Genomic DNA, 12,902 nt, shown 5'->3' with positions numbered 1-12,902 from the left:
GTGCTGTTTTTTTATGGCTCCTGCCAGAATCGAACTGGCAATCACTGCTTAGGAGGCAGTAGTTATATCCGATTTAACTAAGGAACCGGTTGACCCGAAACGATTACCCTCATTTCGGGGAGAAACTTAATCTTTGTCTGCTGTGAAATGAATACCGGCACTCTGACGCATAGTATAACTTGTAGCTGCGACATCTTTCGCGAGACTTTGTAAATCTTTATAAAGATACTGCGAAGACATTGTATTAGCAGTATTTAAAATTTCGGCAAAATGAAGTGCCTCATCATAAAGATTATGTTTGGCAGCTGTGATTTTAATATTTTCTGTCCCACCATCAAATTTCACAAATTTTGCTTTCTTTATAGCATTAACACCGTCAAGAATTAAAGTACCATCAGTAGTGTAAATCTCGCTTGGCAAATAACTTGTCAAATTTCCTGCACATTTGATGGCAACTTTAAAGTTTTTATAATCCAAACTACCAATACCAGCTATATCAACACCACTTGGCAAAACAACAGCATCATAATGCGCATCTTCAGGTTTTCCAAACCAATAAATCGCTGCATAAAGCAAATAAACTCCCAAATCAGCAAGTAATCCACCAGAAAATTTAGGATTAAATTTATTAGGCAACTCTCCACGTAAAAGAGCTGGCATCTTTGAAGAATATTTAGAGTAAGTAAAATCTGCTCCTATAACTGTTTTATTTGCTAAAAAGTTATTAATAATTTCAAATGATGTTTCGTGAATATTGCGTGCTGCTTCAAAAAATAAAACCTTCTCTTCTTCAGCAAGGGCAATGATTTCTGATAATTCAGTGGGATTTGAAAAAGCAGGTTTTTCAACAATAATATTTTTTCCAGCCAAGATTGCTGCTTTCGCCTGAGAAAAATGAATAGCATTTGGACTAGCAATATAGATAATATCTAAATCATGCGTTAAAAATTCATCCAAATCTTCATATAAACTGACCTCTGCATAATCTTCGGAAAAACTTAATCCACTCGCTAAAGAACGAGAGAAAACAGCTTCTAAGCGATATTGCTTTGTCATATGAGCAGCTTCAACGAAAGAACTACTAATCCAACCAGTACCAATGATTCCAAGTTTTAACATAAAAAATCTCCTATTTTCCTATGAGAAAATCTTTATCTATTATAGCAGAAAAAAGAATAAAATTCTTGCTTTATTCTTTTCATTAAAAAATAAAAAGTAAACACTTCTAAGAATTAAAGTTTTGAAATGCTAATCAAATTGAAAGTATAAAAAAATACATTTTCTAAGAAATTTTGTGGTAAAATAAATAGGAAATAAGATTGAAAAAATGGAGTAATTAGCTTGAAAAAGACATTGATTATTGGTGTAACAGGTGGTTCAGCAAGTGGAAAAACGAGTGTTTCCCACGCTATTTTAGACTCATTTCCCGATGAGAGAATTGCAATGATTGAACATGATAGCTACTATAAAGACCAATCACATTTAACTTTTGAGGAGCGAACAAAGACAAACTATGACCATCCATTAGCTTTTGATACAGATTATTTGATTGCTCAACTTAAAGAATTACAACAAGGACGTGCAGTAGATATTCCGATTTATGATTATGCTAATCATACACGAAGCGCAGAGACTTATCGCCAAGAAGCAGTTGACGTTTTGATTGTTGAGGGAATTTTAGTTCTTGAAGACGAACGTTTGCGTCAACTAATGGATATAAAAATATTTGTAGATACAGATGATGATGTAAGAATTATTCGTCGTATTCGTCGGGATATTGAGGAACGTGGTCGTACATTAGATTCTGTGATTAGTCAGTATCTCACAGCAGTTAAACCAATGTATCATCAGTTTATTGAACCAACAAAACGTTATGCAGATATTATCATTCCTGAAGGAGTTTCAAATACAGTCGGGGTTGATATTATTACAACAAAAATTGCGAGTATTCTACATGAAAATTAAAAAATAGAAATGTTTATTTTTGAATACTTTCGCTAAAGTTTTAGGTTAAAAATCTTCTATCTCAAAGATAGAAGATTTTTGTGAAAAAATACTTACCATTTTGTGCAAATTGTGATATACTATGTGTGTAAAAGTAAGGTGCATCTATAACAATTAGAAAAAAATAAGCACCGAAAGGAATTTTATTTAAAATGGAACTTTTTGAATCATTAAAGCAAAAAATCAATGGTAAAGGGCTTAAAGTCGTTTTTCCAGAAGGTACTGATGCACGTATTTTAGGTGCTGCCAATCGTCTTAATGCAGACGGTTTGATTACACCAGTTTTTATTGGTAATGTTAAAGAAGTCACTGAAACTTTGATTTCACGTGGGATTAATCCAGAAGGATTTGAGATTTATGACCCAGAAAACTGTGGACGTTTTGAAACAATGACAGAAACTTTTGTTGAACGTCGTAAAGGTAAAGTTACTGAAGAACAAGCTAAAGAAATTTTGAAAGATCCTAATTATTTTGGAACAATGCTTGTTTATATGGGAATTGCTGATGGAATGGTTTCAGGTGCAATTCACTCAACAGCGGATACTGTTCGTCCAGCTTTGCAAATTATCAAAACAAAACCAGGTGTAAAATCTGTTTCAGGTGCGTTCATCATGGTACGTGGTCGCGATGACAATGAAAAATATGTTTTTGGAGACTGTGCAATCAATATCAAACCAGATGCAGCAACGCTTGCTGATATTGCCGCTGCCTCTGCTGAAACGGCTGCGCTCTTTGATATTGAACCTAAAGTTGCGATGTTATCATTCTCAACAAAAGGTTCTGGTAAATCTGAAGATGTTGATAAAGTAGTTGAAGCTACAAAACTTGCAAAAGAAGCACATCCAGAACTTGATTTGGACGGTGAATTGCAATTTGATGCAGCATTTGTTCCAGCTGTTGCTCGTCAAAAAGCACCAGAATCAAATGTTGCAGGTCATGCAAATGTCTTTATCTTCCCTGATATCCAAGCCGGAAACATTGGCTACAAGATTGCACAACGCTTGGGTAATTTTGAAGCTATCGGTCCTATCTTGCAGGGCTTGAACGCTCCTGTATCAGACCTTTCACGTGGTTGTAACGAAGAAGATGTTTACAAATTAGCTATCATCACAGCTGCTCAGGCTTTGTAAAATATAGTATATTAAAAAATAGTATATTAAAAAATAGTGCATATATCCTCGCACTATTTTTTATTAAGTAAAAACGAAAATAAATTCTTGACAAATTTAAGCTAGGGGAGAGCGATGAAAAAACTTTATATTCTTTCAATAATGATAGGAGCTATCCTCCTGTTCATACTTCAACTGTTTAGTTATGTCAATTATATTCTCATTGAAAATCATGTTTATTCTGGCTTACTTGATTCTACATTGTTGCTTAAAACATCGCTTCTAATTATTCCTTGTTTATTTATAGTTGCAGGACTTGTTGGCTTGTTATTCCCTTATCTCAAAGATAAAATTTAAATATCCTATAAAAAATCGCAAATTCTGTAAGTTTTTGTGATTTTTTTGTGCTAGATTTAGTAGAGCGGAGGGAAAAATCATGGTAAAAGAATTGACTACACAGGAAATAGCACGTTTGGAAAAGTTAGATAGTTTGATGCGAGCTAAGAATGGTGATTGGTACCAATTTGCAAAAGCAGTTGAACTACAAAAAATAGTTATAGCTAGCGCTCAAAAAGTGCAACTCATCAATGAGTGGGCGAAAACTGATAATGAAAAAGCCCAACTAGAACTTTTTGAGTTTTTACCACAACTGGCAAAATCTGCGAAGATTTATTTTCCTATAACAGGAATTGAATATCCTGACTCTTTTTGGGTTGGTGAGGAGACTTTTATCAACGCTGGTTTACAAATTATCAGTAGTGGTCGTGTGACGATTGGTAATCATTGTTTTATTGGTCCAAACTGTCAGTTATTTACAGCAAATCATCATAGCAGTGATAAATTTTTGAGACGTGCGGGATGGCAATATGATGCTCCGATTAGTATTGGAGATGATTGTTGGTTGGGAGGTTCAGTGATTATTCTGCCAGGAGTGGCTATTGGGGAAAATGTTGTGATTGGAGCGGGAAGTGTGGTGACAAAAGATATCCCAAGTAATTGTCTAGTAGCAGGAAATCCAGCACACTTAATCAGAAAGTTTTGAATAGCCGAGAGACAGTGCGTGTGTTATAATAGGGGAAGAAAAATAATGAATTAGAAATGGGAGAATGATGTCAAGAGCAAAAATTGCAGCTTTAGTTGGTTGTATCCTTTATACATTGGTAATCGTGCTAGGCTTTGTAATGGTGGTTGGTATATTGCTTTCACAACATTCATCTGAATTTAAAAGTTTGCTGAGCCGTTATCAACTAACGACAAACGAGGTCATCACAGCATTTTGTATTGCTTATGTTATCATTTTTGTGATATTGCTCCTTAGTTGGATAGCTTTTGCACGTTTGAATAAAGAAAGAGGTTGGCGTATTTATTTGCTGGTGTTGGGGATTGTTTATGGACTTGCTTCGATGGTAAATGGTGCAGGATTACTTGTGACTTTACCTGTTGCAGTTTGCTTTATTCTTAGTTTTGTGTTTAGTTTGCAAGAAAAAAGAAAAAAGGATATTTAATCCTTTTTTTATTTAATAGCAAATTTATAAAATTCCCCAGTATTTGAAAGCATTGACGATACCATGATTTGTGTTTTCTGTACTGATGAAATCGGCAAGTTCTTTGAGTTCAGGAACAGCATTGCCCATCGCTGTTTTATGGTCACTTGCACTAAGAAGATGAAGGTCGTTGCGTCCATCACCAAAAGCGAAAGTTTCTCCCTTGAAGTCTAAAATATCTGTCAAATGCTGGATACCTGTTCCTTTATTTGTTGTGATATTTGTCACGTCAATCGAGCTGGGAGAATTCATAAAGAAATTTAAGTCAGGGATATTTTCTTTATAATAATCGACTTGGCTGAGTTGATTGGTTAAAACAAGAAGCATATTGACTTCATTTTTCAAAAATCGTGTGGCATCAACAGTTGGCTCACTGGCATGAGTGTAAGCATAAGCGCTACGAGCAAAATCAGTCAGTTGATTGACCCAATAGCCATCACTATCATAGAATGCGAGAGCTTCATTACTTTTCGTGGCGAAGGCGTTGAGTTGCTCAATCACGGAAGTTGGAATAGCTTCTTTATAGACAACTTTTCCATCTAACATGATAAACTGTCCATTCATTGCAATCGCGCCAGTTATGCCTGTCTGCTTCATAATCCAGTCTAGTTCAAAATGTCCTCGTCCAGTTGCAATGATTGGGAGAACGCCATTTTCACGGATTTTGTGAATAGCAGAGATGACCTCATCATCGAGCTGGCTTTTGCTGTTTAAAAGCGTTCCGTCAAGGTCAAAGAACGCTAAAGCCTTATAATCATTGATATTTTCCATAAAAATATTGTATCACAAAATATGTTATAATTGTAGTAAATCTATCAATAATTGATGAAAAAATTCTAAGTGGAAGTTAAGAAAATGGCTACAAAAAAAAAGAGTAAACGAACAACAAAAAAACAACGACAGATGAGAGCAGCAAATCAACGAATGATTTTATTTTTTATTGCCATCATTTTGATTATTTTTGCCCTAGCGAGATTAGGGATTTTTGGTGTCTTTCTTTATAATTTTGTACGTTTGTTTGTCGGTTCATTGGCAATTTTAGCTTTGCTTGCTTTATTACTTTATCTTGGAATTTCTCGATTTAAGAAGCAATTTTTTAAGGAGAATAAGCGCGTTTTACCTGCCTTTATTTTGATTTTTTTAAGTTTAATGTTGATTTTCCAAGTGCAATTTGATAAAAATTATGGAAATGATGAAACTTTTTCTTTTCTTTGGGCAGAATTGTGGCATGGAAGAGTGAGTCATTTTGCTGGTTCTGGCTTGATTGGCTCATTAATTTTTACTCCTGCTAAGGCTTTATTTTCTGTTGTTGGAGTTTATATCATTGCTGTTATTTTATGCTTGATTGCTGTGTATTTGTTGGTGCCAAGTTTGTTGCCTCGAGTGCGTGAAGTAGTAAAAAATTGGCTTGAACAATGGCGGAAAAATCGGGAAGAAGCTGCTAAAAAGAAGCAGGAAGAAAGAGTTTTGACTCAAATGGCACAAGAAGAAGTGCCAGAGTCAGAAAATGAAATTCCGATTGCTATTCCAATAATCGAACCAGAAGATGAAAAAGAAGAAATAGAAGATGGTAAAGAAAATGTTGATGAACAAGTAAACTTTGCTTCTCCTGTTTATACGGGAAATTATAATTTGCCAACGATTGATTTACTTGCTGAAGTACCTGTGAAAAATCAATCTGGAGAACGCGAGCGTGTACGGACAAATATTCATATTTTAGAAGAAACGTTTAAATCTTTTGGGATTTCGGCAACGGTGGAATCGGCTGTTGTAGGTCCTTCTGTGACAAAGTATGAAATCAAATTGGCAATAGGAGTGAAAGTTTCGCGCGTGGTTAATTTGTCAGATGATTTGGCTCTGGCTTTGGCTGCAAAAGATGTGCGTATTGAAGCACCTATTCCAGGTAAATCTTTGGTTGGTGTGGAAATTCCTAACTCGGAAATTGCAACGGTTGGTTTTCGTGAGATGTGGGAAACCAGTAAAACCAATATGGGAAAACTTATGGAAATTCCGCTTGGAAAATCTCTGGATGGCAATATCCGTACATTTGATTTGAGTCGGATGCCCCATTTGTTGATTGCAGGTTCGACTGGTTCTGGGAAGTCTGTTGCGGTGAATGGGATGATTACCTCTATCTTGATGAAAGCTTTGCCAAGTCAGGTGAAATTTCTGATGGTGGACCCAAAAATGGTTGAACTTTCTGTTTATAATGATATTCCGCATTTGTTAATTCCCGTCGTGACAAATCCTCGTAAAGCTGCGCGTGCACTACAAAAAGTTGTTGATGAGATGGAAAATCGTTATGAATTGTTTAGTCGTTTTGGAGTGCGTAATATTGCAGGTTACAATGAAAAAATAGAGAAATATAATGCGACTTCTGATGAAAAAATGCTGGCTTTGCCACTTATCGTAGTCATCGTGGATGAATTGGCGGATTTGATGATGGTGGCAAGTAAAGAAGTTGAGGATGCGATTATTCGTTTGGGACAAAAAGCGCGTGCCGCAGGTATTCACATGGTTTTGGCAACGCAGCGTCCGTCGGTTGATGTTATTTCAGGCTTAATCAAGGCAAATGTTCCTTCTCGTGTCGCTTTTGCGGTATCTTCTGGGACAGATAGTCGGACGATTATTGACCAAAATGGTGCTGAAAAGTTGCTTGGTCGTGGTGATATGCTCTTTAAGCCGATTGATGAAAACCATCCTATTCGTCTGCAAGGGGCTTTCTTGTCAGATGATGATGTGGAAGCGGTGGTTGATTTCATTAAAAATCAATCGGATGCACAGTATGATTTGGAAAACTTTGACCCTGGTGAAGCTACGGAGGATGACAGTCGAGGAAATAGTGGAAATGGAGCAGATTCTGGCTCTGGAGACCCTCTTTTTGAGGAGGCGAAAACGATGGTTGTTTCTGCGCAAAAAGCTTCTACGGCACAGCTTCAACGTGCTTTAAAAGTCGGATTTAATCGTGCTTCTGATTTGATGAATGAGTTGGAAATGGCTGGAATAGTTGGTCCTGCGAAAGGAACAACACCTCGAAAAGTACTCATTACACAAGAGGGTGAAATTCTTGGAGATGAGGAATGAATGTGAGTGATATCAACCAATAAATCGAATTTATTTCTAAGGTTGAGGAGAAAATATGACGGTATTTGATGAATTTGAACGTGTTAAGCAAAATTTTCCGCAGGTTTTGGTAATTTTTGGTGAAGCGGATGATGTGGTTCAGGAATTGAAAAATCAATTTTTTGATTTTGTGAATTTTGATGCGACGGACTTGAGTCAGGCTTATTTTGATTTGACGAGTGCTAATGCAACTTTGGCGCTAGAAGAACTGGAATCTTTGCCCTTTTTTTCAGATTCTCGTTTGGTGATTTTTGAAAATCTGGTGAACTTGACAACTGCGAAAAAATCGGTTTTTGATGATAAACAGATGCAACGTTTGGACGATTTTTTGGATAATCCTGTTGAGACGACAAATTTAGTTGTGATTTTGCATGGAAAGATTGATTCGCGCTTAAAGATTGTGAAAAAATTGAAGCAAAAAGCGACTTTACTGGAAGCGAAAGTTTTGAAAAGTCAGGAATTAATTCAATATTTTTCTCGAAATTCGACCTTGGTGCGTCCCGTATTGGCAAGGATTGCGGAGAAGTCAAATGATAGTTTTTCTGTGATGCGACAAAATATTGACTTAGTCAAAACTTTTGCTGGTGCGCGTGAGGTGACTTTGGATGATGTTGAAGCAGTTGTTCCTAAGTCCTTGCAGGATAATATTTTTGCTTTGACGGATTTGATTTTTCAGGGAAATATTGCTGCGGCGCGAGATTTGGTGCATGATTTAACTTTACAAGGGGAAGATTTGATTAAAATTTTGGCGATTTTGAGTAATTCTTTTCGTTTGTATTATCAGGTAAAGATTATGCAGGGGAAAAATTGGCAGGAAGCGCAGCAGGTGAGTGCTTTGAAAATTCACCCTTATCCAGTGAAATTGGCAAATACACAGGTGCGCAAAGTTTCAAAAAATTATCTACAAAATGCCTTGACTGAGCTGATAAATCTGGATTTTCAGATAAAATCTGGTTTGGCGGATAAACAATATTTATTTGATATTGTTTTAATCAGATTAACCTTGAAAAAGTCTTGAATTTTTGATATGATAGGTTTGGACATTTTATAAATAATGAAGAGGACTAAAAATGCCAACATATAAACGTACACCAAAAGATATTTATGAAGCTGATTTTTCCACGAAGATGCGTGGTTTTGATAAAGAAGAAGTTGATGAGTTGCTTGATGATGTTATTCAAGATTATGAAACTTATCAGGCTGAAGTTCTTCGTTTGCAAGAAGAAAATGAATTTTTGAAGAAAAAGATTGTGGAGTTAGAAGCGCAAACGGCGAAACCGAATAAGGCAAATCTGGATGATACACAACGTTTTGAATCTGGGACATTTCAGCGTTCAGCAAGTGCAGCGGCTAGTCCAGCACGTCCAAAAGTGGAATTGCGCAATCCAAGTAATTTTGATTTGCTGAAACGTATCAATCGTTTGGAACAGGCTGTTTTTGGACCAAATGGCATTGCCAATGACAATAATTGAGTTAAAAATTTTTTGACAACTTTGTCAAAACAGTTTAATGACTGATTTGATAAGTATTTTGTTATGGAAAAATTTTGACAGGAGTGCCGTAGGGGCTAGAGAATTTATTCTCAGCCTTCTCGGACAGAGTGGACTTATAACGAAGTTGTAAGTTGTAAGTTGTAAGTTGTAGTTTTGTCAAAAATATTATTTTAGTAAAAAAACAGTTTTCGGATAACTGCGCGATTTTTTAGAAATCGTGAGGAAAGTCCAGGCTCGCGCAGGCTGAGATGCTTGCAGTGATTGTGTCAGGCGAACAAATAAGCCTGAGTAGGGCTGTCAACCCTAACGGCTGAAGTTGCCAGCTAAAACCTTCGGGTCATGCTGACAATTCTGTAAAAGTGCCAAAGTGACGAAGTTTGTTGGAAACGGCAAAAGTGGAACGTGGTAAACCCCTCAAGCGAGCAATCCAAACTTATGGTAGGAGCATTCGGTCAGTCGAAATGAAGATATGACTGAGATTGATTTTTAATCAATAGACAGATGGTTATCGAAGGGAGAATTCGCAAGAATTTGAACGGAACAAAACTTGGCTTATAGAAAACTGATGACACGAGCTGGAGCGTTTGCTCTGGCTCTTTTATATGAAAATACTGAGGCTTTTGTCTCAAGGAAATAGTAATCATATTTGCTGAAAATGTGATTAAAGAAAGAAAAAATGAAGAAAAATTTTAAGTTAATGGCAACAGCAGCGGCAGGTTTGGAAAGTCTTGTCGCACGCGAATTACGCAATCTGGATATTGAAAATGTGACGATTGATGACCGCTCGCGCGTTTTTTTCGAGGGAGATGAGTCAACGATCGCTAAGGCAAATCTTTGGTTGCGCACGGCAAATCGTGTGAAAATAGTTGTTGGCGAGTTTCAGGTGAAAACTTTTGAAGCTCTGTTTGATGCGGTTTATGAGTTGCCTTGGGAAGAATTGTTGCCTTTTGGGGTACAATTTCCAGTGAGTAAGGCGAAATCAGTGAAATCTGCTTTGCACAATGAACCATCTGTTCAGTCAATTACCAAAAAAGCGATTGTGAAGAAGCTACAAAGCATTTATCATCGTCCAGAAAATGTACCAATTCCAGAAAATGGGGCGAAGTTTTCTATCGAAATCGCTCTTTACAAGGACAAAGCGACAGTGATGATTGATACGACTGGGGAATCGTTGTTCAAACGTGGTTATCGTGCGGAAAAAGGAGAAGCACCACTCAAGGAAAATATGGCAGCAGCGATTATTATGTTGACAAATTGGCTGGCAAATCCTGTGCGTCCTTTCGTTGACCCGACTTGTGGTTCTGGGACATTTACGATTGAAGCAGCGCTTTTAGCGAAAAATATTGCACCTGGTTTGAAGCGAGAATTTGCTTTTGAAAGTTTTCCTTGGTTTGACAATGAGATTCTTGAGACTGAGCGAGAAAAAGCTCGTGCACAGATTCGTGAAGATGTGACACTTGATATTTCCGGTTTTGATATTGATGGAAAAATGATTGAACTTGCAAAGCGCAATGCTCTTGCGGCAGGTGTGTCTGATGTGGTAAAATATAAACAAATGCGTTTACAAGATTTTAAGACATCGGCGCTTGACGGCGTTCTCGTGTCTAATCCACCTTACGGTGTGCGATTGGAAGATGAGGAAGCTGTTGCGGCATTGTATGCTGAGATGGGAGCAAGTTTTGCACCACTTGAAACTTGGAGCAAGTATATTTTGACGAGCGATTTGGCATTTGAAACGCACTATGGCTCGAAAGCGACGAAAAAGCGTAAACTCTACAATGGAACGTTACGCACAGATTTGTATATGTATTTTGGCAAGAGAATCAAGTAATCATTAAATTTTCTAAAAGCAGTTTGTTGTGACAAAAACAAGCTGTTGGAGGCGAAAATGGCAAATAAAAAGAAAAAAAATTCTAAAAAGCAAATTGGCGAGAAAAGTTTAAAATTGCAAGATATGCAAAATTTTACTGTGGGCGAGATTGTTGAAAAGTCAAAGCGTGTTGAACAAGAAAATAAGACCAATGAAAACGTGCTTGACAAGTATATTCGCCAGCATCGTGATGAAATTGAAAAAGTAAAAAGTGAAAACTTGGACACTTTCATTCAAGATGAGCGTCAAAAATTGGAAAAAAAGACTGACAAAACGGATACAAAAAATTTGACAGAACTGTCAAAAAAAGTGGAGTCGGAAAAAGAAGTTTTGACAGAAGAAACAGTTTCTGACAGCTCTGTCAAAACATCAGAAGATGTCAAAACAGACAAGCCTGCTTTTGACGAAGTGAAAATTTCTAATCCGAATGTGGTGCCGGTCATTTTATCAGCTGATGCGATGAATTTGGAGGACGCTGATAAAGAAAAGTCGGTGAACGATGAAGAAGTAGCCTCCTCCGAGGTTTCTGACAAGAATGAAAAAGCGCCAGAAGTTGAAGCGACAAGTTCTGACGAAACTGTCAAAAATACTGAAAACATAGAAAATGATGAAAAAGTTACTGACAGTTCTGTCAAAAAGCCAATTTTTGATAAAGTGAAAATTGCAGACCCTACGGACACATTGGCTGCGTTGACGATTGACAAAGTGCTTCCTGAACGTTCAAGCAAAAATACTGCTGCCACTCAAAAAGAAGCGGATAAGCAGCAAACTGAGCAAGTAATTGATAATCAGACAAAAAGCCATAAAACACCGATTATTATTGGTGCTTGCGCGGTCGTTTTGCTACTGGCTTTGGCAACTGGATTTGCCCTAAATAATAAAAATGCACACAAGCCAGAAACTGCGAAAACAACAGTAACGAGTAAGTCTGCGAGTAAACAAAAAAGTGAAAAATTTAACAAAAATTATGCAGCTTTCTTCACAAATAGTCAGCACACAGCCTTAAAAAATTCAAATTTCACAAAGATTTCCACATTGGAAAAAGAAGCGACAACTACCCAAGAGAAAAAAGATTATACAGCATTGAAAACGCAAATTGCGGCAATTCAAACAGTGAATGGACTCTTTGAAAAAGATGCGATTGTTAACGGAAAATTCGCAAACACTGTGAAACTTAAAAATAAAGTGACAATTCCAGCGACACCAAAAACGAGCAATAAAGCACTGAACACTCTCTTGGCAGAAGCGATTGCCCTTGCAAATAAGCAACAAGCTACTTTGGCAAGTTCAACTAAAACTTCAACAAGTCAGAGTTCACAAAGTCAAAAATCTGCCAATACGCAAAGTTCAGCCAGCGCTTCAAGTGCTTCAAGCACAACTACAAAAACAGAAAATACCACAGGTACAAGCTCAGCAGCCTCAACAACGACACAAGCAGTCACTGTCGATAGTAGCAATGCACGTATTCAGCCACAAGCCAATCTTGACCTCGGCAATCCAGCTTTCACATGGAATGCAGGCATCGAGCAAATGGTACTTGATAAATGTCGCGCCCGCGGTTATATTACAGGTAATGATTATATATTAGTTCCAACTGCAATTCACACAACGAACGGCACGCAAGGTTTTCCAGCAGGTATCGTCAGTGGTTACTACAATCTTTACAGAAGCGACGGCACCTACCTCGTTTCGATAAATGACAAGACCGGCTATTTCGTTGGAAATGGCGCAGGACACGCGAGCGGATTGGATTATTGAA

At 37.2% G+C, this 12,902-nt stretch carries 12 protein-coding genes, 1 tRNA gene and 1 other RNA gene; 11 read left to right on the top strand and 3 right to left on the bottom strand.

Annotation, left to right across the window (positions count from 1 at the left end; genetic code table 11):
• Positions 1–14 precede the first annotated feature (14 nt).
• Both KJS36_RS00705 and KJS36_RS00700 read right to left on the bottom strand, forming a co-directional pair.
• Positions 15–87 (bottom strand) — tRNA-Arg (locus tag KJS36_RS00705).
• A gap of 39 nt (positions 88–126) precedes the next feature.
• Positions 127–1,119, bottom strand: coding sequence for a Gfo/Idh/MocA family protein (locus KJS36_RS00700; RefSeq protein WP_213533298.1), 993 nt, complete (start codon positions 1,117–1,119; stop codon positions 127–129).
• A gap of 222 nt (positions 1,120–1,341) precedes the next feature.
• On the opposite strand from KJS36_RS00700, the gene udk reads away from it, so the two are divergent.
• The 5 genes from udk (at position 1,342) to KJS36_RS00675 (ending at position 4,618) form a co-directional block, all read left to right on the top strand.
• Complete coding sequence (gene udk / locus KJS36_RS00695; protein WP_213533296.1) at positions 1,342–1,965, top strand: uridine kinase; 624 nt, start codon at positions 1,342–1,344, stop codon at positions 1,963–1,965.
• Between the two features lie 191 nt (positions 1,966–2,156).
• Positions 2,157–3,134, top strand: a complete 978-nt coding sequence (gene pta / locus KJS36_RS00690; protein WP_213533294.1) for a phosphate acetyltransferase — start codon at positions 2,157–2,159, stop codon at positions 3,132–3,134.
• Between the two features lie 114 nt (positions 3,135–3,248).
• Positions 3,249–3,470, top strand: a complete 222-nt coding sequence (locus KJS36_RS00685) for a hypothetical protein (protein ID WP_213533292.1) — start codon at positions 3,249–3,251, stop codon at positions 3,468–3,470.
• Positions 3,471–3,549: 79 nt separating this feature from the next.
• On the top strand, positions 3,550–4,155 hold the full coding sequence (locus KJS36_RS00680; protein ID WP_213533290.1) for a sugar O-acetyltransferase: 606 nt from the start codon (positions 3,550–3,552) through the stop codon (positions 4,153–4,155).
• 67 nt (positions 4,156–4,222) lie between these two features.
• A complete protein-coding gene (locus KJS36_RS00675) occupies positions 4,223–4,618 on the top strand; it encodes a hypothetical protein (RefSeq protein ID WP_213533288.1) in 396 nt (131 codons plus the stop codon).
• Between the two features lie 24 nt (positions 4,619–4,642).
• Here the strand turns inward: KJS36_RS00675 and KJS36_RS00670 are convergent, their stop codons facing one another.
• Complete coding sequence (locus tag KJS36_RS00670; RefSeq protein ID WP_213533286.1) at positions 4,643–5,428, bottom strand: Cof-type HAD-IIB family hydrolase; 786 nt, start codon at positions 5,426–5,428, stop codon at positions 4,643–4,645.
• An 84-nt stretch (positions 5,429–5,512) separates the two neighbouring features.
• On the opposite strand from KJS36_RS00670, the gene KJS36_RS00665 reads away from it, so the two are divergent.
• The 6 genes from KJS36_RS00665 (at position 5,513) to KJS36_RS00640 (ending at position 12,901) form a co-directional block, all read left to right on the top strand.
• On the top strand, positions 5,513–7,741 hold the full coding sequence (locus KJS36_RS00665; RefSeq protein ID WP_213533284.1) for a DNA translocase FtsK: 2,229 nt from the start codon (positions 5,513–5,515) through the stop codon (positions 7,739–7,741).
• Between the two features lie 55 nt (positions 7,742–7,796).
• The gene (gene holA, locus KJS36_RS00660) at positions 7,797–8,798 is read left to right on the top strand and encodes a DNA polymerase III subunit delta (RefSeq protein WP_213533282.1); all 1,002 of its coding nucleotides are present in this window, start codon (positions 7,797–7,799) and stop codon (positions 8,796–8,798) included.
• Between the two features lie 52 nt (positions 8,799–8,850).
• Positions 8,851–9,252 (top strand): DivIVA domain-containing protein, encoded by a 402-nt coding sequence (locus tag KJS36_RS00655; RefSeq protein WP_213533280.1) that lies wholly within the window; start codon positions 8,851–8,853, stop codon positions 9,250–9,252.
• Positions 9,253–9,457: 205 nt separating this feature from the next.
• An RNA gene (gene rnpB, locus KJS36_RS00650) (RNase P RNA component class B) lies at positions 9,458–9,833 on the top strand.
• Positions 9,834–9,949: 116 nt separating this feature from the next.
• Complete coding sequence (locus KJS36_RS00645; RefSeq protein WP_213533278.1) at positions 9,950–11,104, top strand: THUMP domain-containing class I SAM-dependent RNA methyltransferase; 1,155 nt, start codon at positions 9,950–9,952, stop codon at positions 11,102–11,104.
• Between the two features lie 57 nt (positions 11,105–11,161).
• Positions 11,162–12,901, top strand: a complete 1,740-nt coding sequence (locus KJS36_RS00640) for a cell division site-positioning protein MapZ family protein (RefSeq protein WP_213533276.1) — start codon at positions 11,162–11,164, stop codon at positions 12,899–12,901.
• Position 12,902: the final 1 nt, after the last annotated feature.

Source organism: Lactococcus nasutitermitis (assembly GCF_018403765.1).
In the GTDB taxonomy this organism is placed as follows: Bacteria; Bacillota; Bacilli; order Lactobacillales; family Streptococcaceae; genus Lactococcus; species Lactococcus nasutitermitis.
The sequence above is the reverse complement of the archived record's forward strand: the minus strand, read 5'-3'. Positions and strand labels throughout refer to the sequence as shown.